Here is a 23,971-nt window from a genome sequence, read left to right as displayed (position 1 = left end):
AATGGAATTCTTCCTCTCCATTTCCAGAAACAAGAGCTTTTCTGAAACTGCTCGCCAATTCGGCATCGCCCCGGCCTCCGTTTCGAGAATGGTCATGGATCTCGAAAGCGAGTTGAAGGTCAAGCTGTTCACGCGCACTACACGCTGCGTCACGCTGACCGAAGCCGGAATCGAGTACGCCAAGCACGTCGAAGGTATTCTGCGCAGCATCGACGATGCCCAACGCAGCATCTCGTCCATCACTTCGGCCCCGTCGGGCACGCTGCGCGTGCACTCGCGAGTCATGTTCGGCCTCGGTGTATTGCCGACCCTGATTTGCGAATTCTCGAAGCTGTACCCGAGCATTCAAATCGAACTGGCGCTCAGCGAAGCGCCGTCCGATTTGAACAAGGATCAAATCGATATCGATTTCCGAATTGCGCCCCCTATCGAATCGGGAATCAAGCGCCGAATCCTGTTCCGCAGTGATCGCTACCTGGTGGTGTCTCCGGGTTACTTCAATGACCGAAGCCCCGTGACTTCGCCTGAAGAACTGAAGAATCATCAATGTATTGCGTATTCCATGCCGGGCACCGGCTATTCCTGGCGATTCCGAAAAGACGGCGTGGAGACCGAAGTCCATTTTCAGCCTCGCCATGTCAGCAACAACGGTATCGCGCTGCTGGAATTCGCGCGCATGGGCGAAGGCATCGTCCTGCTGGACGACTACACGGTCCACAAGGATCTGATAAGCGGAAAACTGGTCCGCCTGCTTCCCGAGTATCAGGTGACCAACTCCGGCTTTGAAGATGGCATGTACGCGACGATCATCGATTCGCCCGCCATCCCGACCAAGATCCGCCTGTTCCTGGATTTCGTGGCGTCCCGTGTGTCCGGGTCGGAACTCAGGTTCTCCGCTTACGAGTCGCCGTGACGCATGGTAACGCCCCGATGTCGCGCAGACTACCCATTGTTTTAGGTAAATCAGAACGCGTTTTTGATTGAAAATCGTCCGACCTTGCGGCAGTACAATTTCCGGGAGCCACACCAATAAGTTCCTTTGGAGACGACACGACCATGAGCGAAGCACTCGGCATAGACACGAACTCGGTCACCCTGGAAGTCACGGACGGCGTGGCCCTGGTCACGCTGAATCGCCCCGAGGTCAAGAATGCGCTGTCGCGAGCGATGCGTCGCCGTCTCATTGCCGTATTTGACGAAATCAGCGCGCGCGACGACATTCGCTGTGCCGTGCTGACCGGCGCCGGCAACACCTTCTGTGCAGGCGCGGACCTCCGGGATCGCCCCGATCCCGACGTCCCGGGAGACTTCCTCGACCACAATCGCTGGACCCGCGAAACCGGCAATGCGGTCAAGGAATGCGCGAAGCCCGTGATCGCGGCAATCAACGGCGCCGCGCTGGGAGCCGGCCTGGGCCTGATGGCCGCATGCGACATCATGTACGCGAGCGAAGACGCCGTATTCGCGATGCCGGAAATCAACGTCGGCCTGGCCGGCGGCGCGTCGATGCTGCGCACGCTGTTCGGTCGTTCGACCGTCCGCCGCATGTTCTTTACGGGCGACAGATTGACGGCACAGGATCTTCTCCGTCGCAACGTATTGGAAGACGTGCTGCCCGCTGATGCGCTTCTGCCCCACGCCCTCGAACTTGCGCGCCGCATCGCCAGGAAGTCGCCCATCGCGCTCATTCAAGCGAAGAAAGCCGCGAATTTCACCGACCACATGCCTCAGCGCGAGGCTTACCGTCACGAGCAGGACATCACGATGATGCTGTCCAGGACGGAAGACGCCAAAGAAGCGCGCATGGCGTTCCTGGAAAAGCGTGAACCGGTATTCAAAGGCCGCTGAAAAGCGGCTTCGGGACACCATTCCCATGCCGTGACACTGTCGGCAAGCCGGCAATGGTGTCGGCGAAATCCGTGGAGCGCCGGGCCGCGCCATTACCGCCTTCCGCGTATGTACGAAGCGGTTTCTCAACTCGTTTTCGACGGAGACTGAAATGCAATACGATCTGGCCGGATGCCATGCCCTCGTGACCGGCGCGGGCGCCGGTATCGGCAAGGCTACGGCGCTTCGACTGGCGGCCCGTGGCGCTGTCGTCGGCGTGAACGACCTGAAAGAAGAACTGGTCGACAATACCGTCGCCGCGGTGATCGCCGCCGGCGGCCAGGCGTTCCCGGTCGTGAAGAACGTCAGCACCCGCGACGGCATCACCGAGGCGGTGAACGAAGTTCACGCCAAAGCGGGACGCTTCGACATTCTCGTCAACAATGCGGCCTGGGTGCGCTACCAGTCGGTTTCGGACATCGCGCCCGAAACCATGGATCGAATGCTCGATATCGGGTTCAAGGCCGTGGTCTGGGGCATCCAGGCTGCTGCAGCGGTAATGGGCGAAGGTGGCGCCATCGTCAACGTGGCCTCGACGGCGGCGCTGCGTTCGGCCGCCAACTCCATCGTCTATTCGGGCATCAAATCGGGAATCCTAGGCATCACGCGAGCCGCGGCGGCAGAACTCGGGCCCCGCAAGATCCGTGTCAACGCGGTTTGCCCGTCGGCCGTGCCGACCGAAGGCACGGTCCGCAACCGCAACGAAGAGCGTGATGCCAGACGCGTGGCCACGACCCCGCTGGGCCGCCTTGGCGACGTCGACGACATCGCCAAGGCGATCGTGTATCTGGCTTCGGGCGACGCGGGCTTCATTACCGCGCAATGGTTGGCCGTCGACGGTGGCATCACCTTCACGAATATCTAGCGCGACGGCCGGGTAGAAATCCGGCTTGATCATCTTGCCATCCGCGACCACGATCGATGAGGAAAACGGGCGCTGCCGCGCAGCGCCCTGCGCCGACTCAGGTGAGATCGAGCGCGTAGTCGCAGACCACCCACTGGCAGTACGTTTTCAACGTCCGACGTTTTTTTAACCCAGGAGCGTTCAGTGACGCTCGGCGGATTGGGTGATCGATTTAAAATCAATGGCGTGGTAAACAATACGGCGTGCTGAGTGTTCCTGTTGTTCATCGAGTTCTGAAAGACTTTTTGGGTAGCGTTGGGGAGACTCGTGTTCAACCGTGGGGGTACTTTTCCTCGCAGTGGAGTCCAACGATGCCCGAGCACTTCTGCCTGTCGCGCTGCCCGCCGCACTTGACGACCGCGACGGCACCAACCGCGCGCGACGCCCACCGGCAGATCGCCGCCGACACGGGCATCGAGGCCGTGCGCTTGTGGCTCGCCGAGTACGCGGGCTCGCCGCACACGCTGCGCAGTTACCGCAAGGAAGCCGTGCGCCTGCTCATCTGGGCCACGCGCGCGCTCGGCAAGCCGCTCTCGAGCCTCACGCGCGAGGATTTCTTGCTCTACGAGCGGTTTTTGGCGGCTCCCCCTGCGGACTGGGCCGATCCAGCGCTACCGTGCCGCGGCGGCAGCCGGCGGCTCTTCGATGGACCGCTATCAGAACGCAGCCGGCGTCAGGCACTCGGCATCCTCTCGGGACTCTTCAACTACCTGGTCGCTGCCGGCTATCTCGCCGGCAACCCGCTGGCGCTACGTCGCTCGCGCGCAACGACCGCCGCGCGTAAGCGTCGCATCGAACGCTATCTCGATCATGCGTTGTGGCAGATCGTGCTCGACTCGGTCGAGACGTGGCCACAGGACACGCCTCGCGAGCGCCGGCACTACGAACGCAGCCGCTGGCTGATCCGGTTGCTGTATCACACCGCATTGCGCGCCAGCGAAGCGGCTCAAGCAAAAGCGGCCGATTTTTTCGAGCGGCGTGGGCGCTGGTGGCTGCACGTCATTGGCAAAGGCGGCACGGAAGGGGAAGTGCCGGTCGCTGACACCTTGATGGCAGAGATTGCCCGCTATCGCACGTTCTATGGCCTGTCGCCAATGCCTGCGCCGGACGAAACGACGCCCGTCGTGATGGGCATTGCCGGCGGCGAACGACACCTGACGCCCACTGCGGTCTACCTGATCACCAGGGAAGTGTTCCGGCGTGCGGCCGATGCGCTTGAGCCCACCGAACCGATCGGCGCCGCGACGCTGCGGCGTGCCTCCACGCACTGGCTGCGCCACAGCGACGCCTCCCATCAAGCTGACGCCGGCACCGATATCCGCTTCATCCCGAAAAACCTGCGCCACGCATCGATCGAGACCACGGGGCTTTACCTGCACGCCGAAGACGATCGTCGGCATGCGCAGACCACAGACGCGCAATTCTCAACAAAATCCGCTGCGCCGCACGACACGCCCGACGCGTAAAATACCCGGCGCTTCCGCTGGATCCCGAGCATTTCTGACGAAATCGTTATCTGAATTTTCTGCCGATGGCCATCCGCTACGATCGAAAACACATCTCCGAATGGTTGGGTGCCCACACGGTCACCAAGGCCCGCGACTATGCGCACGCGGTCTCTGACCTGCGCTGGCAGAACAACGCGACGCTCACCGGGAAGGTACAGGGCACGCGGTCACGTCCCTATGACGTTTGGATCTTATTCAACGACGTCGACGAAGACCTGTGGATCGAGAGCGAGTGCTCGTGCCCGGTCGGCTTCGAATGCAAGCACGTAGCGGCGTTGTTGATCGCCGGTCTCGCCCATCTGCCCAAACACACAGCCACCGGTGTGCGCCCCGAACTGGTGAGCTGGCTGGAAGGGTTTCAGGCCCGTCGCATCGCCGCAGCGTCGTCCGTCAGCAAAAAATCCGCCGGCGCCAAGGCCACGCAGGCACTCGCGTACCTGATCGGCCACTCGTATTACGGCAATCCGGAGATTTCGCTCTACAAGGCTCGCGTCGATGCAGACGGCGCCATTCGCTCGCTCGGTGATGCCTGGAGCAATGTGGAAAACGCGCTCATCAAGCCGCCCAAATTCGTTAGCGAGGCGGACTTGCCGATCCTGCGCGGGCTCTGGCTGGGTCGCAGCGCGGGCTATTCCAGCGGCTTTCGCCTGCAGGGCCCAACCGGCGCAGCCATCCTGGAAAAGCTCATTGCAACCGGTCGTGCATTTGCCGCACCCCCGGCCAGCACCATGGATTCCGGCGCTCCACGCGTACTGCACGGCGGCTCAGTGCGCAAGGGTCGGATTGTGTGGCAAGGCCAGACGGACGCCCGCGTGCGGCCGGTCCTAAACACCGAGCCTGCCGCAGTCACTCTCATCACCACCACGCAGCCGTGCTGGTATGTGGACCTGCAGACGGGTGAAGCCGGCGCCATCGATGTGCCCTGGTCCGCGGATCAGCTCGCCGATTTTCTTTCGATGCCGTCCATCACCCTTGACGAGGCGGCACTCGTTGGCAATGTGCTACAAGAGGTGGCGCCTGACTTGCCATTGCCGCCGGCGCACGACACTGCAGCCATCCGGGTGGTCGACGCCGTGCCGGTACCGGTGCTCCGGCTCGACACCTTGCCGACATGGGGGGGATCCAGTTGGGCATCGCATGCTTCGCAGCCGCACGTTCTTGACTTTGCGACCGTCGGCTTTGATTACGCGGAATACAACCTCGACGCGCAAAGCAATACGACACTGATCCGAACTGCGGATGGCGAAGTCGTGCAGATTCGCAGGCATGCCGATGTCGAACGCAAGCGCCTGACCGAACTCCAGAAAGTCGGCTTCAGGAAAGTAGCCGCGAGCCGTACCCAAGGACCGAAGTCGTTTCCGGACGGCCTGCTGGCCCCCGGTGAAGCCAGTGCCTGGCCGGACTTCATGAAGCAGAACCTGCCGGCCCTGCGAGAGGCAGGCTGGCGGGTGATCATGAGTGACGCGTTTCGCCACAACGTGATCGAGATCGACACGATCGACGGCAGCTTGCGGCAATCGGGCGACGGCTGGTTCGATGTCGAGATGGGCATCACGGTCAACGACCGCAGAGTCCGTCTCGAGCCGCTGCTGGCCGACCTGTTCCAGCGCGATGCCCGATGGCTATCGGGACAGCTCGATGCGATCGCCGACAACGAAGCCATCGAACTCAAGACCGACCGCAACGAACGGCTGCGTTTGCCTGCGGCGCGTCTGAAGCCCGTCGTGCGCGTGCTGGTCGATCTGCTCGAGCACGTCGGCGAAGGTATGCAGATTTCCGAGTGGGATGCGGCACGCCTCGCGGCGCTCGACGACATTGGCCGCTGGCAGTTTCATGGCGATGCATCGATCCGGCAGCTCGCACAACGGCTGATGGCCGGCCCCGGCGTCGTCGACGTGCCCGTGCCGCAGGGGCTGCAAGCTGAACTGCGCGGCTATCAGCGCCAGGGACTGGCCTGGATGCAGTTCCTGCGTGAACACAACCTCTCGGGCGTGCTGGCCGACGACATGGGCCTCGGCAAGACCGTGCAGACCCTTGCACACCTGCTCGCCGAAAAAGAAGCCGGCCGTCTCACGCAACCCGCGCTGATCGTGGTACCCACCACGCTCGTGCACAACTGGTGCGACGAGGCGCAACGTTTCGCGCCCGCCCTGCGTGTGCTGAACCTGCATGGCCCACAGCGGCACGAGCGCTTTGACGAAATCGATCAGCACGACCTGATCCTGACCACCTACGCGCTCGCCTGGCGCGATGAAGACGTCCTCGCGCAGCACGACTATCACCTGCTGATTCTTGATGAGGCGCAATACGTCAAGAATGCCGCCACCAAAGCGGCGGCGACCATTCGCGCCCTGCGAGCCAGGCATCGCCTCTGTCTGACGGGTACGCCGCTCGAGAATCACCTGGGCGAGCTGTGGACCCAATTCGATTTTCTGTTACCGGGCTTTCTCGGCTCACGCCAGGACTTCACCCGGCGCTGGCGCACGCCGATCGAGAAAGGCGGCGACGGCGTGCGACGCGATCTACTCGCCCGGCGCATTCGCCCCTTCATGCTGCGCCGGCGCAAGGACGAGGTGGCCACCGAACTGCCACCGAAAACGACCATCGTGCGGACCGTCGAGCTCGAAGGCGCGCAACGCGACCTGTACGAGACCGTCCGCGCCACCATGCAGCAGAAGGTTCGCGAAGCGATTGCGTCGCAGGGACTCGCGCGCAGCCATCTGATCGTGCTCGATGCGTTGCTGAAATTGCGGCAAGTATGTTGCGATCCGAGGCTGCTGAAGAGCACGCAGGCTTCTCGCGTAAAGGAGTCGGCCAAGCTCACGCTGCTGCTCGAGATGCTGCCCGAACTGATCGACGAGGGCCGGCGCATTCTGCTGTTCTCGCAGTTCACCAGCATGCTTGATCGCATTGCCGCCGAACTGGACAGGCTCGATATCGCCTACGTGACGCTGACCGGCGACACGGTTGATCGCACGACGCCCGTGAAGTGCTTCATGCGTGGCGACGTGCCGCTGTTCCTCATCAGCCTGAAAGCCGGAGGCGTGGGACTGAACCTGACCGCGGCCGACACCGTGATCCACTACGACCCATGGTGGAATCCGGCGGTCGAGAACCAGGCCACTGATCGCGCGCATCGGCTCGGCCAGGACAAGCCCGTGTTCGTCTACAAGCTGATCGCGGCGGGCAGTGTCGAGGAAAAGATCGTCGCCATGCAACAACAGAAAGCGGCGCTGGCCGGGGCCATCCTCTCTGACAATGCAGCGGAAAACGTCAAGTTCTCGGCCGACGATATCGAAGCGTTGTTCGAGCCCATTCCGGGCGTGCCTGCACGCGCACCGGCCGCCCAGCCCCGCCCGCGCATCCGGACCAGAGCGTAGCAAGCACCGGCATCGTCAACCTCTCCGTCGCCATGCTCCAGCTTTCTCTCGACGACCTCCGGCAGGCGCATAGCAGCGAACTGTATCGCCTCTATCTCGTCATCGGCAAAATGCTCGACGATCCCGAGCGCACCCTGCAGGTCCGCCAGGGCCTGCGCTTGGGCACGACCATCGGCTATGTGGCCGATGATCCCATTAGCAAGGCGCGCCAGGCCCGCGTGGTCGAACTGCGCGCGACGCAGGCCGTCGTCGAGGATCTGGCGACGCGTCGGCGATGGGCCATTCGCTATGCCGCCATCGTGCCGGATGGCACGTCCCCCGACGCGCAGCCAGAATCGGCACCGCCGCCACGCGTGAGCCGCGAGGATTTTTTCATTGGCGATACCGTTGGCTTCACCGACACTCACCTGGGTGAACGGACCGGCACCATAGTCAGACTCAACCAAAAAACCGCGTCGATTGCCTGCCACGACACCGAAGGACATTGGCGCGTGTCGTACGGACTGTTGCGGCGCATCGTCGATGTCTAACCCACCATCAGGCCCGCCGTCATGAAAGCTTCTACCACCGACGCCAAACGCGAACATCGGATCACGATGGAGATCGTGGTCGACAGCTATACCGAAGAAGAGTGCGCGATGGCCTGGTATTGCCATCTCGAGAACCAACTCGCGTTTCCGTTCAAGGCCCGCGTGCGCCAGGCCATGCCAGCCTCGCCGCTCAACGCCGGCGAAACTGTCACGGTCGTCGCCCTCGCGCACGACCAGCTCTGTCGTGCCGCCATCTTTGTGGTCGCTCAGCACGGCACGCGCGACATCGTCGCGCCCTTGGCCCAGCTCGCGCCCATCCGCGTTGATCGTGACACCCGAGAGGCAGTCGCCGACTGGCACTACTGGCACGATCACGGCTAGCCCTTGTTGCCAACCTGTTCGCGCAAAGTGTTGATCCGACTGTTGTCCGTGTAGGCGATGACGCGGACGGCCTTACGACGCAGATGCGGGAAGTCGTCGAGCCGCTTGGCGAACAAAATGGCGCCCAGATTGGTAACGTCCCAGGTTCCGGCAGGGTTCCGGACCACCAGCCCTTCGGCCTGAAGGCGCTGCATGATCTGCGCACGGCTCTCCGGCAAGGGAATCTCCGCGAGATCGAAATACGCCGGGTAGTCGAGTAGCGCGACGACCTCTTCATCCGATATGCCTTCGGCGGCGATCAGCGCTTCAAACGGCGTCTCGTCGAAGATTCGCCAAAGCGCACGCTCCTTTTCCGGAAATTCCTTGAGTTTCTTACGATACGATCCCACACGAATGAACTCATTGTGCTGGAACCGAACTGGATGCCGGTAGGCCCGCCCGATCTCCAGCAGAACCACACGATGCTCGTTCACCACGACTTCGAGAAACTGAAACGGGATCTTCGGGTTGATCAATCTGAGCAACCAGTTTTCGAGCTCCTCGTTGCCAACTTTGGCGCCACGCGGGTCGAATTCGGTTCCCACGATTTCATGGGTGGCGTCGTCTACACCCCATATCAGGTAACCGTGTGCCTTGTTAAACAGGGCTGCAGAATTCGACAACGCCGATATGTACTCGCCGATGTCTTCGGGACGTTCGTTATTACGCTTGAATTCCAGCCATTCTGTTTCGATGGGAAGGCCGACCAGTTCGCGCACAAGACTGGCAAGGCGCTCCGGATGGCGCTGTTGGATCATGGATATCGAGGGGCAAAAGTCATAGCGTCCAGCATGTTACCAAGTCGACGGTTACGCTGGGGAGCTACATCCTGGCATTGCCAGTCGGGACGCCAACCACGCTCGCCGAATTCTCTCCGCACCGCGGAGAGGATTCAGCCACCTGCCAGCTGGGACCCTCCCCTCTCACCGCGCTAAATGTGGGCGCTCGCAATTGAGCTTCAGCACTGCCTGAGACGAAGCCGCCTCTCCAGCCGCCCCGCCCGGATCGAAGAACCTCCTGGCCCGCGTGTGACGCGACGCCCAATGGAACAGCCCACCCGCGCGTCATCGCCGGCACCAGAAATACCGGGGCGCCGAAACGGTCACGGCACCGCTTTTCGATCGCCGCGGTGGGACTGCGCAATTCCCTACAGGGAGTGCCGCGCACGCCGGGGCTTCGCCCATGTCCCGAAATGAAGGGTAACATAGCCCTGACTATGTTCCCCTTCATTCCGCCGGATCCTGCCTCGAAATGGACCACTTCGGCGGAGCGCATCGCGACCCTCTTTCACTGCACAACCGCGCACGTCCTAACTCGCCCCCTGAAGTTTCTACGTAAAAACTGTCAAACTTCCGCGTCCACACGCGGACCACACGTCGGTCGCGCTGGCTTGCAAATTCGTCCGTCTATCAATGCGCATCAGACGCTCGGTGTGATTCACGACCGCAGTCAAACAACGCTTGTCCCAGTCCGATTCGATCGGCAAGCCAAAGTCCGGATTCGCCTCGCCACTCGACGAATACTAAAAAGACACTAAAAATCGCGGCGCGAGCAGATGTTCGGCAAACATTGCCAACTCACCGGCTCGAAGGCCCTTGTCAGTCGGCGCTCCGACGGATTCCGACGCACCTCGACAGAACACCCCGGATATCACAATTCATTTAACTTTCCGTGAGGACTTCGGTACCGGCCCGTCACTACGCTGTGCGCATGTTTTCAGGATCCGCCACCAGGAGCCCATCATGCACACCCGCAGAGCCTTTCTGTTCGCCGGCGCCACCGGCCTCGCGGCGCTCGCGGCGATGACCACCGCGGGCCGCCGCGCGCTGTTCCGCAGTGCCGTCGCTGCCCCGCCCGCCCCGGCCGCCGGCGGCTTCGAAGTCGTCCACAGCGACGGCGAATGGCATCGGCTGCTGACGCCCGCGCAGTACGACATCCTGCGCGAAGCCGGCACGGAGCCGCCGTACAGCAGCCCGCTCAACGACGAGCACCGGCACGGCACGTTCGCGTGCGCGGGCTGCCAGCTCCCGCTGTTCTCGTCGACGACGAAGTTCGAGAGCCACACCGGCTGGCCAAGCTTCTGGGCGCCGCTCGACCACGCGGTCGTCACGAAAACCGACCTGTCGTTCGGGATGATCCGCACCGAAGTGATGTGCCGCCGTTGCGGCGGCCATCTCGGCCACGTGTTCGACGACGGCCCGAAGCCGACCGGCCTGCGCTACTGCATGAACGGCCTCGCGCTCGTGTTCCACCCGACTGCCGCCTGATTCGGCCCCCAAATCCCCGGAGACTGCCCCATGCTGCTCATCGTCCTCGCCTATCTCGGCGGCGTGCTCACGATCCTGAGCCCGTGCATCCTGCCCGTGCTGCCGTTCGTGTTCGCGCGCGCCGACCAGCCGTTCACGCGCACCGGCCTGCCGCTTCTCGTCGGCATGGCGCTGACGTTCGCGTTCGTCGCGACCCTCGCGGCCATCGGCGGCGGCTGGGTCGCACAGGCCAACCAGGCCGGCCGCTGGGCCGCGATCGTGCTGCTCGCCGTGTTCGGGCTGACGCTGCTGATGCCGCGGCTCGCGGAACACCTGACGCGCCCGCTCGTCGCCGCCGGCAACCGGCTCACCGGTTTCGCACAGCGCGACGGCCGCGCGGCGGGCCCCGGCTCGTCGTTCCTGCTCGGCATCGCGACCGGGTTGCTGTGGGCGCCGTGCGCGGGCCCGATCCTCGGGCTCGTGCTGACCGGCGCGGCACTTCGCGGCGCGAGCGTCGGCACGACGCTGCTGCTCGTCGCGTACGCGGCCGGCGCGGCGACGTCGCTCGGCGTCGCGCTCGCGATCGGCGGCAAGGTGTTCGCCGCGATGAAGCGCTCGCTCGGCGCGGGCGAGTGGATCAAGCGCGGGATCGGCGCCGCGCTGCTGGCCGGGGTCGCCGCGATCGCGCTCGGGCTCGACACGGGCGCCCTCGCGCAACTGTCGACGGTCGCGACCGGCGGCCTCGAGTCGAAGCTCATCGATCGCCTCGGCGGGCACGCGCCCGGCGCGCAACCGGCGATGGCCGCGGCGAACACCGCCGCCAATGCGCCGGCAGATGGCGTGATGACCGCCGCAGGCACCTCCGCCACCCAACGCGATGCCGGCGCGATGATGCGCGCGGCTGACACGTCACCGCAGCCGGCGGCGCAACCGATGCACGCCGCCGCGTCCGCAGCCGCAGCGCTGCCGGTCGAAGGCACGCTGCCCGCGCTCGACGGCGCCGTGCAATGGCTGAACTCGCCGCCGCTCACGGTGGCCAGCCTGCGCGGCAAGGTCGTGCTCGTCGACTTCTGGACCTATTCGTGCATCAACTGCCTGCGCACGCTGCCTTACATCCAGGCATGGGCGCACAAGTACGCGCCGTACGGGCTCGTCGTGATCGGCGTGCACGCGCCGGAGTTCGCGTTCGAACGGGACATCGGCAACGTCCGCAAGGCCGTGCACGATCTCGGCATCGACTATCCGGTCGCGATCGACAACCGCTACGCGATCTGGCGCGCGTTCGGCAACGAATACTGGCCGGCGCACTACTTCATCGACGCGCAAGGCCGGATCCGCCGCCACCATTTCGGCGAAGGCGAGTACGTGGAATCAGAGCGCGCGATCCAGGCGCTGCTTGCCGAAGCGGGCCATCCGGAGGCGCTGAACGTGCCGATCGGCAGCGCGGCGGCTAACGCGAAGGGGGCGATGGCCGCGGCCGACAACGCGGACATCCGGTCGCCCGAGACCTACGTCGGCTATGCGCGCGCGGAAGACTTCGCGTCGCCGGGCGGCGTCGTGCGCGATGCCGCGCACCGCTACGACGCGCCGGCGCGCCCCGGCCTCAACGACTGGGGATTCGCCGGCTCGTGGCAGGTCGGCGCGGAAGACGCGACGCTCGCCGCGCCCGCAGGCCGGATCGTCTACCGCTTTCATGCGCGCGACCTGCACCTCGTGCTCGGGCCCAACGCGAACGGCAAGCCGGTCCGGTTCCGGATCGCGCTCGACGGCGCGGCGCCCGGCGACGCGCATGGCGCGGACGTCGATGCGCAAGGCTACGGCACCGTGACGGGGCAACGCCTGTATCAGCTGGTGCGCCAGCAAGGCCCGATCGCAGATCGCACGTTCTCGATCGAGTTTCTCGATTCCGGCGTGCACGCGTATTCGTTCACGTTCGGCTGAGCGCATGCGCCCACCCGACCGATAACCGATTTCGTCTCGTCCGGTTCGACACAGGAGCACATCGTGAAATCGACATCATCGCAACAACCCACGCCGCGGCGCGGATCGACTCTCCGGCATCGCGTCGGCGTGCTCGCGCTGGCCGCCGCGGCCGCGTTCGGCTATCAGCGTATCGTCAACTCGGCCGAGCCCGTGACGACCGTGCCGGCGCCCACGCTCGACGAAACGCCCGCTGCATCGCACAACGAAACCGCCGTCCTTGCTGGCGGCTGCTTCTGGGGCGTGCAGGGCGTGTTCGAGCACGTGAAGGGCGTGAAGCAGGTCACCGCCGGTTACGCGGGCGGCATGGCCGCGACCGCACACTACGAACTTGTCGGCTCCGGGCTGACGGGGCACGCGGAATCGGTCAGCATCGTCTACGATCCCGCGCAGATCAGCTATGGCCGGCTGCTGCAGATTTTCTTCTCGGTCGTGCACGACCCGACCGAGCTGAACCGCCAAGGCCCCGACGACGGCACGCAGTACCGTTCGGCGATCTTCCCGACCAACGCGCAGCAGCGCGCGGTTGCGACCGCCTACATCGCGCAGCTCGGCCGCGCGCACGTGTTTCCCGCGCCGATCGTCACGCGCGTCGAGACGTTCGGCGGGTTCTACCCGGCCGAGACCTATCACCAGAACTACCTCGAGCTGCACCCGGATGCGCCGTACATCGCGTACAACGATCTGCCGAAGGTCGCCGGGCTGAAACGGCTGTTCCCGGCGATCTACCGACCTGATGCGGTGCTCTGGCGGCAGGCGCATCTTTGACGGTCCGGTGTGCGCGTGACGCGAGGGCGGTTGGCGGTTGGCGGCATGCGCGGCCGCCGGCTCGCTGCAGCACGGGAAACCGCGCGTGCACGACACACGTTGTCGCGCACGGCGCCGCGCCACACCGCGCGAACGCGCACGATGTCGCAGCGCAGCGGATGTCGCGTTCGAACGGGCGCGGTTTTGACCGGAATCAATCCGGATCATGCTCGCGTATCCCAACGTTCCCTGATCTGGCGCTCCATAACGGCCGACTTCGCGTAGACTGGACCCGATCCACCGTCCGCTTTCAGCGGCGGTCGATTCTCCCGTCATGGAAGGAGGCGTCGCGCATGCGTGCAGTGCCCTTGCCGGACCATCGTGCCATCGAGCCACCCGCCAGCGCGCCCGTGCGCGACCTGCGCCGGGTGCCCATCCATCCCGATCACTGGTATCCGCTCGCGTGGTCGCACGAAGTCAAGCGCGGCAAGACGCTCGGTGCGCGCTTTGCCGGCGACCCGATCGTGCTCGTGCGCACCGAGTCCGGCGCGGTCTTCGCGCTCGAAGATCGTTGCGCGCACCGCCAGGTGCCGCTGCACGCGGGCGTGGTGACCGGCGAGTCGATCCGCTGCTGCTATCACGGCTGGACTTACGACTGCAGCGGCCGTTGCATCGACGTGCCATACCTCGGGCGCGAGCGTTTGCCCAACGGCGTGCGCAGCTATCCGTGCCGCGAGGCGCACGGGCTGATCTTCGTGTTTCCCGGCGATGCGGCGCTGGCCGACGAGCGTCCGGTCCCCGCGCTCGCGTCGGCGGACGACCGTGCGTACAAGACGCGCCGCTTCGGCCGCGAGGTCAAATGCCACTATTCGTTCATGCACGAGAACCTGATGGACATGAACCACCAGTTCCTGCACCGGCGGCAGATGGGACAGATGCGCGCGCGCTCGGTCGGCCGGCGGCGCGGCGACGACTGGGTCGAGGTGGATTACACGTTCGCGAGGATGGAAGGCAAGCAGCCGGTGGGCGAGGCGCTGGTGTTCGGCGCCAGCAGGAAGGCCGGCGACCAGACCGACAAGAGCGTGATGACGGTGCGCACCGGCTATCCGTATCAGACGCTGCAGATCCGGTCGAGCGAAGGCACGCTGGTGATGGACCTGTGGATCGTCTACGTGCCGCTCGATGCCGCGCAGCGCACCAATCGAACGTTCGGACTACTGTCGATCCGCAGGCCCGGCGTGCCGTACGCGCTCGATCTCGCATGGCCGCTGCTGGTCTGGTTCACCGAGCGTATCTTCAAGGAAGACCGCTGGATCGTCGAGCGCGAGCAGGAAGCGCACGACCGGCAGGGCGCCGACTGGAACCACGAGGTGTTTCCGGTGATCAACGAACTGCGCGACCTGCTGCGCAACTGTGGCGGCCGCATGGTGATCCCGATTCGGGATGCGGATGATCGCGCGTGATGTGACGACAGTCGGCGTCGGCGCGGCACTTCCCCGACTCGGTCACGACAATCGCTCGGCCTCGATTTCGGGCTCGAACGGTGCATCGGCCCCGTGCGTATTGCGTTCGAAACGCCGCGCGAGCCGATCGAACGCGAGATAGACGACCGGCGTCGTGAAAAGCGTCAGCAGTTGCGACAGGATCAGCCCGCCGACGATCGCAATGCCGAGCGGCACACGCAGCTCGGCACCTGCGCCGTGTCCGATCGCGAGCGGCAGCGCGCCGAACAGCGCGGCGAGCGTCGTCATCATGATGGGCCGGAAGCGCAGCACGCAGGCCTGGCGGATTGCCGCGACCGGTGCGAGGCCCTGCTCGCGCTCGGCCACCAGCGCGAAGTCGATCATCATGATCGCGTTCTTCTTGACGATGCCGATCAGCAGGATGATGCCGATCATCCCCATGATCGACAGGTCCTGCCCGCAAAGCAGCAATGCGAGCAGCGCCCCCACGCCCGCCGACGGCAGCGTCGAGATGATCGTCAGCGGATGGATCGGATTCTCGTAGAGCATCCCGAGCACGAGGTACACGACGACGAGCGCGGCAAGAATCAGGTACGGCTCGCTCGCAAGCGAAGCCTGGAACGCCTGCGCAGTACCCTGGAACGTGCCCGTGAGCGTGTCGGGCTTGGCCGCATCCGCCTCGGCCGCGCGAATGGCCGCGACGGCATCGCCGAGCGAATGCCCAGGCGCGAGGTTGAACGAGATCGTCACGGACGGGAACAACCCCTGGTGGTTGACCGAGATCGGCGACACGTTATTTTCGATGCCGACCAGCACGTTCATCGGCACGAGTTCGCCGGTGAGCGGCGAGCGCACGTACAGGTGCGCCAGCGCGTCGGTCGACAACTGGAACTTCGGATCGACCTCCTCGACGACGTGATACTGGTTCAGCGACGTGAACAACGTCGCGATCTGGCGCTGGCCGAACGCGTCGTACAGCGTGTCGTCGATCGCCTGCGCGGTGATGCCGAAGCGCGATGCGGTGTTGCGATCGATCACGAGCGTCGCGCTCGTCGCCGACGCCTGCTGGTCCGAACTTACGTCAGTGAGCTGCGGCAGTGTCGCGAAGCGCTGCGTGAGCCGCTGCGCCCACCGGTTCAGCTCCTGCACGTCCGCGTCCTGCAGCGTGTACTGGTATTGCGCGGCGCTGATCCGTCCGCCCACCTGGATGTCCTGCCTGATCTGCATCGACAGCGTGATGCCCATCACTTTCGCCAGCTTCGGCCGCAACCGGGCGAGCACCTGCGCCGCGCTTGCCGTGCGCTGGCCGAACGGCTTCAGGTTGATCATCATGCGGCCCTGGCTCACGGTCGGGTTCGGGCCGATCCAGTAATAGGCGTTGTCGACGGCCGGGTCAGCCTCGACAATCCGGCCGAGCTGCAGCATCTTCCCGGCCATTGCCGGCGGCGAAATATCGGGCGCCGCCTGCGCGACACCCATGATCAGCCCCGAATCCTCCTGCGGGAAGAAGCCTTTCTGCATCTTCACGAACAGCGCGGCCGTGAGCGCGACGGTGCCGACGGTGACCGCGAGCATCGTCTTGCGATGCGCGAGCGCCCAGTCGAGACCGCGCTCGTAACGCGCCTCGACCGCGACGAACGCGACTTCGAGCCAGCGCTCGAGCGCGCGCAGCCGGCCGCGATCCGTGCCCGGCGGGCGGATCAGCCAGCCGCACAGCATCGGCGTGACGGTCAGCGACACCAGCGCCGACATCACGATCGCGACGCTGACCGTCACCGCGAACTCGCGGAACAGCCGGCCGACAATGCCGCCCATCATCAGGATCGGAATGAACACGGCGATCAGCGAGATCGTCATCGAGACGATCGTGAAGCGCACCTCGCGCGCGCCGAGCAGCGCGGCGCGCAGCTTCGGCACGCCCTCCTCGATGTGGCGCATCACGTTCTCGATCACGACGATCGCATCGTCGACGACGAAGCCGACCGCGATCGTCAGCCCCATCAGCGACAGGTTGTCGAGACTGTAGTCGAGCAGATACATCACGCCGAACGTCGCGACCAGCGACAGTGGGATCGTGAGGCTCGGGATCACGGTGGCCCACACGTTGCGCAGGAACGAGAAGATCACCATCACGACGAGCGCGATCGTCAGCATCAGCGTGAACTGCACGTCGTGCACCGACGCGTCGATCGTCTGCGTGCGGTCGCCGACGACGTGCACGTGCGCGGCCGCGGGCAGCGATGCCTCGAGCTGCGGCAGGCGCGACGTGATGTTGCGGATCGTCGCGACGACGTTGTAGCCGGGCTGCTTGTGCACGTCGATGATGATCGCGCGCTCGTGCTGCAGCCAGGCCGCCTGTTGCGTGTCCTCCGCCGCGTCGACCACGGTGCCGAGATCGTCGAGCCGGACCGGCGCGCCGTTCTTGTAGGCGACGACGAGATTGCGGTAGGCCGCAGCCGACGTGAGCTGGTCGGTCGCGTTGAGCACGACCGAGCGGTCCGGCCCGTTGAGGTTGCCCTTCGGCGCGTTGACGGTCTGCACGCCGACGATCGAGCGGACGTCTTCCAGCGTGAGGCCGCGCGCGGCAAGCTTGTCCGGGTCGACGCGAATCCGCACCGAGGGCCGCTGCTGTCCGTGGAAGTCGACGAGGCCGACGCCCGGCATCTGCGAAATCTGCTGCGCGAGAAAATTCTCCGCGTAGCTGTCGAGCTGCGTGAGCGTCAGCGACGGCGACGTCAGTGCCAGCGACAGCATCGTGAAATCGGCCGGATTGACCTTCTCGTAGGTCGGCGGATTCGGCAGGTTCTTCGGCAGCGTGCCGCCCGCCGCGTTGATCGCGGTCTGCACGTCCTGCGCCGCGCTGTTGATGTCGCGCGACAGGTCGAACTGGATCGCGATCGAGGTCGTGCCGAGCGAGCTCGACGACGTCATCTGCGTGATGCCGGAAATGTTCGACAACTGCCGCTCGAGCGGCGTCGCGACTGACGTCGCCATCGTGTCCGCGCTCGCGCCCGGCAGCTTCGCGACGACCTGGATGGTCGGGAAATCGACCTGCGGCAGCGGCGCGACGGGCAGCATGAAGTACGCGACGAGCCCGACGAGCAGCACGGCGAGCGCGAGGAACGACGTCGCGACGCGCCGCCGGATGAACAGTTCGAGCAGGCTCATGATGCTGCGTCCAGCGTGGCGGCCGGCGCGGGCGTCGCGGCCTCCTCGCGCGCGTCGACGAGTTTCGCCGCCACCGGCGTGCCCGGATCGAGGCGGCTCTGACCTTCGAACACGACGAGGTCGCCGGCGGCGACACCGCTGCGGATCTCGGTCATGCCGTCGACCGCGACACCGGTCTGCACCGCGCGCAGGCGCGCGTTGCCGGACGCATCGATCACATAGAGCTGCGGGCCGGCCTGCGTATTGACGACTGCGCGGCTCGGCACCGCGAGCCGCTGGCGGTCAGTACGCAGCAGCACGCGCGCGTTGACGAGTTCGCCCGGCCACAATTTGCGGTCGGTGTTGGCGAACGCGCCCTTCAATTTGATCTGGCCGGTGGTCCGGTCGACCTGGCTGTCGATGAAGCTCAACGTGCCCTGCGCGAGCGCCTCGCCGCCCGCGCGCGCGGTGACGGTCACCGGCAGCGGCGCGTTCGCCTGGCCGGCGAGCAGCTCGGGCAGCACGTCCTGCGGCACCGAGAACTGCACGTCGATCGGCTCCATCTGCGTGACGGTCACGATGCCCGTCGCATCGCCGGGATGCACGATCGCCCCGATGTCGGCCTCGCGTGCACCGACCCGCCCGGCGAATGGCGCGGTCAGCGTCGTGAAGCCAAGCTGCAGGCGGTCGTTCTGCACGATCGCGGCATCGGCAGCCACAGTCGCCGTCAGCGCCTTGACCTGCGTGCGTGCCGTATCGACACTCTGCGTCGTCGCCGCGCCGATGCCGACCAGCTTCGAATAGCGATCGAAATCGAGCTTCGCATTCTCGAGGCTGGCCTGATCCTTGTTCTGCGTCGCCTCGGCCTGGCGCAGTTGCGCGGCAAGCGGCCCCTGGTCGAGCTGCGCGAGCACCTGCCCGGCCTTGACGTCCTGCCCTTCGGCGAACAGCACGCGCTGCAGCTGGCCGTCGACGCGCACTTTCACGTCGACGGCATTGCGTGCCTGCACCGTGCCGACCGCGACGGCCCGGATCGGGAAATCGGCGGTCACCGGATGGCCGGCCGTGACTGGCACGGCCGGCTTGGCGGCCGGTGCCGCGTGCTTCGGCCACTGCCACCACGCAACGAGCGCGAGCACGGCGGCGGCGCCGACGGCGAGCCGAAACGAAAAGCGGCGGCCGTGCCGGATCGGCTGCCGCGGGGGAAGATCGGCAATGTGATTCATGGCGCGATGGAAGAGGATGAAGGGACGGACGGCGCGGCGGGACCTGCCGCACTCGCCAGCGCCGGCGGCGCTTGCGTCACGCCGAAGCCGCCGCCGAACGCACGGAACAGCCCGACGGACGCCTGCAGCCGGGCGAGGCGCGTCTGCACGAGCGTGTCCTCGGACTGATAGCGGGTGCGCTGCGTATCGAGCACCGTGAGGAAATCGACCGTGCCGCTGCGGTATTGCGCGTCGGCGAGCTGCGCGGCCTTGCGGGCGGCGTCGGCCGCCTGCTGGTCGGCGGACTCGACCTGCTGTTGCTGCGAGGCTGCCGACAGCATGTCTTCGACATCCTGGAGCGCCGCGACGATCGTCTGGCGGTAGTCGGCGACATTCTTCGCGGACGCCGCCTCGCTCGCGTGCAGCTGGCCACGCAGCGCGCCGCCGTCGATGATCGGTGCGGTCAGCGCGGCGGCCACGCTCGCGAACGGGCTCGACAGGAAGTGCGACAGCGCGCTGCTGCTCAACCCGCCGTCCGCGGTCAGCACGAGGTTCGGAAAGAACGCGGCACGCGCGGCACCGACGTCGTAGTTGGCCGCCTGAAGCCGCGCTTCCGACGCGCGGATGTCGGGTCGCGTATCGAGCAGGCTGGCCGGCAGGTTCGGACGCGGCTGCGGCACCGGGATGCCGGCCAGCGGCGCGGGCGCGACGTCGAAGCCCTCCGGCGCCGCGCCGACGAGCGTGGCGAGCAGATGCAGGTTCTGGTCGAGCTGCTGGCGCAGCGCCGGAATCGTGGCCTGGAAGGTGGCGAGCACATTGCGCTGCTGCTGCACCTGGAGCTCGGTCGCAACGCCCGCCGCCTGCTGCGCCTGCAGCAACGCGAGAATCCGCGCCGCGTTCGCCGAGATCGACTGCGCGAGCGCCACGCGTTCACGCACGCTCTGCACCTGGAAGTACGTGTCGACGATCGACGCGGTCAGCGTCAGCGCGACCGTATCGCGATCGAAGCCGGCGGCCTGCGCGAGCCTGCCTGCCGCGTTCGCGGTGGCGGCGTTGCGGCCCCAGAAATCGATCTCGTAGCTCGCCTCGGCGAACAGGCTCTGGCTGCGGCTCGCGCCGCCCGAGTTCGACGATCCGCTGCTTGCGCTGCGGCGGTGGCTGCGATCGAATGTGCCGTTCAGCGTCAATGACGGATAGAGCGGTGCGCCGGCCTTCTCCGCGTTGGCGCGTGCCTCGTCGACGCTGGCGAGCGCCGACGCGAGCGAATAGTTATGCTGCAGCCCGCGCTCGACAAGCGTGTCGAGCGCAGCGTCGCCGTAGCTGCGCCACCAGCCGCTCGTCACCGGCACGGTGCCCGCGAGCGACGTTTGCGCGGCATCGTGCCATCCGGCGGGCGCGGGCGGCGCCGGCCGCCGGTAGGTCGGCACGAACGAACAGCCCGCCAACGATGCGGCGAGCAACGTGACGGCGATCAGGCCGTAAATGGACTTGCGCCGCGGCGCGTGCCGGGGCGGCGGACCGTCCGACCAAAGCATGGATCGACTCCCTCGCAACTTTTACACGACGAGGATAGCGACGGGTTCCTGTCCGGCCTTTCGCGCCAGAATGAAATATATTTAATCGATATCGGCGCGCACGTCGGGCGCGCTCATTCGCCGGCGCGCTCATTCGCCGGCGCGCACCATGTAGCCGGCGCCGACGACGGTATGGATCAGCGGCTCGGCAAAGTCGCGGTCGACCTTTGCGCGCAGCCGATGGACGTGCATGTCGATCACGTTGCCGCGCGGCTCGAACTGGTAGTCCCAGGCCGCCTCGAGCAGCATGCTGCGCGTGACGACCTGCCCCGCGTGGCGCATCAGGCACTCGAGCAGCAGGTATTCGCGATGCTGCAACTGCAGCTCGCGCCCGCCCCGGCTCGCCCGGCGCATGCGCCGGTCGAGCGACAGGTCGGCCACGCGCAGCACGTCCTGCAGCCGGGTGCGGTCGGCGCGCCGCGCCAGAGCCTCGACGCGCGCAAGCAGTTCGGAAAATGCATAGGGTTTGGCGAGGTAGTCGTCGCAACCGGCGCGAATCCCGTCGACCCGATCGCCGAGGCCCGCGATCGCGGACAGCATCAGCACCGGTGTCGCGCGATCCTGCTCGCGCAGGCGGCGCACGAGTTCCATGCCGTCGAGCCCGGGCAGCCTGCGATCCGTCACGATCACGTCGTAGATGCCTTCGCGCGCGAGCGCGAGCCCGAGCGCGCCGTCGCCCGCCGTGTCCACGACGTGGCCGCTCTCCGTCAGGCCGCGCACGATGAACTTCGCGCCGCGTACATCGTCTTCAACGATCAGAATCCGCATGCAGGCAATGAACGAGATGAAATTTATTTCATGTTGGCGCGAACCGGATGTTTGGCGCGCCGGTGCATACTGTCGGCGAACAGTTTACGCTTCGCGCGCGGCCAGCGGGCCACCGCCGGCCGCGCCCCCCTCCCTGGCGGATTCCGGATGCCGAATATCCTGGTCGTCGAAGACGATCATCAGACCCTCGACGAAATCGTCTGCGCGCTCACCGACTACGGCTGGGTGGTCGAATCCGCGCAGACTGGCCGCGACGGCCTCATGCTCGCCGTCGCGAAGCAGTACGACGCGATCGTGCTGGACCGGATGCTGGCCGGCGGCCTGGAAGGGCTCGGCATGCTCGCGGCGATCCGCAGCGCCGGCGTGACCACCCCCGTGCTGATCCTGAGCGCGCTGTCCGCGGTCGACGAGCGGGTGCGCGGCCTGCGCGCCGGCGGCGACGATTACCTGACCAAGCCGTTCGAGTTCGTCGAACTGACGGCGCGCCTCGACGCGCTCATGCGTCGCCACGATGTGCCGGCGAGCGCCGTGCACGAATACCAGGTCGGTCCGCTGTCGCTCAACCTGCTGACCCGCGAGGTCACCTGTGCCGGGCAACCCGTCGCGCTGCTGCCGCGCGAATACCTGCTGCTCGAATTCCTGATGCGACACGCCGACCAGACGGTGAGCCGCACGATGCTGTTCGAGGCCGTCTGGGGCTACCGGCTCGACGAGCGGACCAACGTGATCGACGTGCATGTGAGCCGGTTGCGCAAGAAACTCGATCCGACCGGCACGCTGTCGCTGATCCAGACCGTCCGTGGCTCGGGATATACGCTCCGTGCAGCTGGCTGACCTGCACCGCACCACCAGTTTCCGGCTCGCGACGCTGTTCCTCGCGATGTTCGGCATCGTCTCGGCCGTGCTGTTCGCCTACCTGTACGTCGAAATCACCGGCTTCGAGACGGAGCGCGTCGATGACTGGCTGATGCGCGAGCACGCGGCGACCGTGCGCGACGCCAGGACTGACCTCGCCGCGCGCTTCGCGCACCAGAGCCAGTTCGATCCGCGCCAGCAGCGGCCATTCGGCCTGTTCGACGCGCAGGGCAAGCACCTCGCGGGCGGCTACGCAGGCGACCGGCCGCCGATCCCGGCATTCGACAAGCCATTCTCGATGCGGCTGCCGCTGGGCGGCGAGCGTCACGCGCCGGGCCGCTGCATTGCCGCGCAGCTGCCGGACGGCCGCACCGCGCTGCAGTGCCAGAACACCCGCGAGCTCGATCATTTCGACGAAGAGCTGCTGCACGTGCTGGTGACGGCCGGCGTGCTGATGCTGCTGACGGGGCTCGTCGGCGCCGCGATCGTCGGGGTTGGCGCAGTGCGGCGGCTCGACGCCGTCACGCACTCGATCGAGGAGATCGTATCCGGCAACCTGAGCCGGCGTCTGCCGGTGCATACGAAGCATGACGACATCGGGCGGCTCGTGCATGTCGTCAACGGCATGCTCGACGAGATCGAACGGCTGATGCAGGAAGTCAAGGGCGTGTGCGACGCGATCGCGCACGACTTGCGCACGCCGCTCACCCGCCTGCTCGCGGGGCTCGAACGCGCGCAGCGGCGCGCGCGCAACGAGGCGGATTACCGGATGGCGATCGACGACACGATTGCCGAGGCGGGCAGCATCCTGCACACGTTCAATGCACTGTTGCGCATCTCCGAGATCGAATCCCATGCGCGCCAGCAGAGCTTCGCCGTCGTGGATCTCGCCACGGTCACCGACGACGTCGTCGAGTACTACGAACCGACTGCCGAAGACAAGCGCGTGACGCTCGACTACCGCCGGGCATCGGACGGTCCGCTCGAATTGCACGGCGACCGCAACCTGCTGTTCGAAGCGCTGGCCAATCTCGTCGACAACGCCATCAAGTTCGCACCGGAAGGTGGCCACGTGTCGATCCGGCCGTTTCGCGACGCAACGGGCATCGGCATCACGATCGCCGACGACGGCCCCGGCATCCCGCCCGACGAACGGCAGGCCGTGCTGCGGCGGTTCTATCGCGCGGAGGCAAGCCGGCATACGGCCGGAAGCGGCCTCGGCCTCAGCCTTGCGGCCGCGATCGCGACGATGCACGGGATGGCGCTGCGCTTCAACGACGTCGCGACCGGCTGCAGCGTCACGCTGTATGTGCCACGCGGGCGGAACGCGACCGCGCGCCGGTGAAGGCATGCGGCC

General features: G+C 65.9%; 17 protein-coding genes and 1 pseudogene. 13 read left to right on the top strand and 5 right to left on the bottom strand.

The window, feature by feature from the left end; genetic code table 11:
• Position 1: 1 nt before the first annotated feature.
• The 7 genes and pseudogenes from DID96_RS20205 to DID96_RS20175 all read left to right on the top strand — a co-directional run bounded on the left by DID96_RS20205 (position 2) and on the right by DID96_RS20175 (position 8,590).
• A complete protein-coding gene (locus DID96_RS20205; RefSeq protein ID WP_185732308.1) occupies positions 2–913 on the top strand; it encodes a LysR family transcriptional regulator in 912 nt (303 codons plus the stop codon).
• 143 nt (positions 914–1,056) lie between these two features.
• The gene (locus DID96_RS20200) at positions 1,057–1,848 is read left to right on the top strand and encodes an enoyl-CoA hydratase/isomerase family protein (RefSeq protein ID WP_185732307.1); all 792 of its coding nucleotides are present in this window, start codon (positions 1,057–1,059) and stop codon (positions 1,846–1,848) included.
• A gap of 151 nt (positions 1,849–1,999) precedes the next feature.
• Positions 2,000–2,752 (top strand): SDR family NAD(P)-dependent oxidoreductase, encoded by a 753-nt coding sequence (locus DID96_RS20195; protein WP_124601036.1) that lies wholly within the window; start codon positions 2,000–2,002, stop codon positions 2,750–2,752.
• Positions 2,753–3,089: 337 nt separating this feature from the next.
• A pseudogene (locus tag DID96_RS20190) lies at positions 3,090–4,257 on the top strand (tyrosine-type recombinase/integrase).
• Between the two features lie 65 nt (positions 4,258–4,322).
• Positions 4,323–7,679, top strand: a complete 3,357-nt coding sequence (locus tag DID96_RS20185) for a DEAD/DEAH box helicase (protein WP_124601035.1) — start codon at positions 4,323–4,325, stop codon at positions 7,677–7,679.
• A gap of 32 nt (positions 7,680–7,711) precedes the next feature.
• Positions 7,712–8,209 (top strand): hypothetical protein, encoded by a 498-nt coding sequence (locus DID96_RS20180; RefSeq protein WP_124601034.1) that lies wholly within the window; start codon positions 7,712–7,714, stop codon positions 8,207–8,209.
• Positions 8,210–8,230: 21 nt separating this feature from the next.
• Positions 8,231–8,590 carry a calcium-binding protein gene (locus DID96_RS20175; protein WP_124601033.1) on the top strand — a complete coding sequence of 120 codons (360 nt, stop codon included), beginning with the start codon at positions 8,231–8,233 and terminating at the stop codon, positions 8,588–8,590.
• Here DID96_RS20175 and DID96_RS20170 read toward each other — a convergent pair.
• Positions 8,587–9,387: a helix-turn-helix domain-containing protein gene (locus DID96_RS20170; RefSeq protein ID WP_260463957.1), complete on the bottom strand. Its 801-nt coding sequence runs from the start codon at positions 9,385–9,387 to the stop codon at positions 8,587–8,589. The two genes, DID96_RS20175 and DID96_RS20170, sit on opposite strands and share 4 nt — an antisense overlap.
• Before the next feature lie 984 nt (positions 9,388–10,371).
• On the opposite strand from DID96_RS20170, the gene msrB reads away from it, so the two are divergent.
• From msrB to DID96_RS20150, 4 genes are all read left to right on the top strand, one after another.
• On the top strand, positions 10,372–10,896 hold the full coding sequence (gene msrB, locus DID96_RS20165; RefSeq protein ID WP_124601032.1) for a peptide-methionine (R)-S-oxide reductase MsrB: 525 nt from the start codon (positions 10,372–10,374) through the stop codon (positions 10,894–10,896).
• A 30-nt stretch (positions 10,897–10,926) separates the two neighbouring features.
• Positions 10,927–12,816: a cytochrome c biogenesis protein DipZ gene (locus DID96_RS20160; RefSeq protein ID WP_124601031.1), complete on the top strand. Its 1,890-nt coding sequence runs from the start codon at positions 10,927–10,929 to the stop codon at positions 12,814–12,816.
• Between the two features lie 63 nt (positions 12,817–12,879).
• Complete coding sequence (msrA, locus tag DID96_RS20155; protein ID WP_124601030.1) at positions 12,880–13,623, top strand: peptide-methionine (S)-S-oxide reductase MsrA; 744 nt, start codon at positions 12,880–12,882, stop codon at positions 13,621–13,623.
• 332 nt (positions 13,624–13,955) lie between these two features.
• Positions 13,956–15,065: an aromatic ring-hydroxylating dioxygenase subunit alpha gene (locus DID96_RS20150; RefSeq protein ID WP_124601029.1), complete on the top strand. Its 1,110-nt coding sequence runs from the start codon at positions 13,956–13,958 to the stop codon at positions 15,063–15,065.
• 42 nt (positions 15,066–15,107) lie between these two features.
• On the opposite strand, the gene DID96_RS20145 is transcribed toward DID96_RS20150, so the two are convergent.
• From DID96_RS20145 to DID96_RS20130, 4 genes are all read right to left on the bottom strand, one after another.
• The gene (locus DID96_RS20145; RefSeq protein WP_124601028.1) at positions 15,108–18,233 is read right to left on the bottom strand and encodes an efflux RND transporter permease subunit; all 3,126 of its coding nucleotides are present in this window, start codon (positions 18,231–18,233) and stop codon (positions 15,108–15,110) included.
• The gene (locus DID96_RS20140; RefSeq protein WP_124601027.1) at positions 18,230–19,438 is read right to left on the bottom strand and encodes an efflux RND transporter periplasmic adaptor subunit; all 1,209 of its coding nucleotides are present in this window, start codon (positions 19,436–19,438) and stop codon (positions 18,230–18,232) included. The genes DID96_RS20145 and DID96_RS20140 overlap by 4 nt, the downstream gene beginning before the upstream one ends.
• Positions 19,435–20,952 (bottom strand): efflux transporter outer membrane subunit, encoded by a 1,518-nt coding sequence (locus DID96_RS20135; protein WP_124601026.1) that lies wholly within the window; start codon positions 20,950–20,952, stop codon positions 19,435–19,437. The genes DID96_RS20140 and DID96_RS20135 overlap by 4 nt, the downstream gene beginning before the upstream one ends.
• Before the next feature lie 129 nt (positions 20,953–21,081).
• Positions 21,082–21,759, bottom strand: coding sequence for a response regulator transcription factor (locus DID96_RS20130; protein WP_124601025.1), 678 nt, complete (start codon positions 21,757–21,759; stop codon positions 21,082–21,084).
• Positions 21,760–21,906: 147 nt separating this feature from the next.
• Between DID96_RS20130 and DID96_RS20125 the strand changes: the two genes are divergently transcribed.
• Together DID96_RS20125 and DID96_RS20120 are read left to right on the top strand one after the other, a co-directional pair.
• Positions 21,907–22,593 carry a response regulator transcription factor gene (locus DID96_RS20125; RefSeq protein WP_124601024.1) on the top strand — a complete coding sequence of 229 codons (687 nt, stop codon included), beginning with the start codon at positions 21,907–21,909 and terminating at the stop codon, positions 22,591–22,593.
• Positions 22,580–23,959: a HAMP domain-containing sensor histidine kinase gene (locus DID96_RS20120; RefSeq protein ID WP_124601023.1), complete on the top strand. Its 1,380-nt coding sequence runs from the start codon at positions 22,580–22,582 to the stop codon at positions 23,957–23,959. Before DID96_RS20125 ends, DID96_RS20120 begins: the two co-directional genes overlap by 14 nt.
• Positions 23,960–23,971: the final 12 nt, after the last annotated feature.

It is taken from the genome of Burkholderia sp. Bp8963, from assembly GCF_003854275.1.
Taxonomy (GTDB): Bacteria; Pseudomonadota; Gammaproteobacteria; order Burkholderiales; family Burkholderiaceae; genus Burkholderia.
This window is presented reverse-complemented; position numbering and strand designations above follow the sequence as displayed.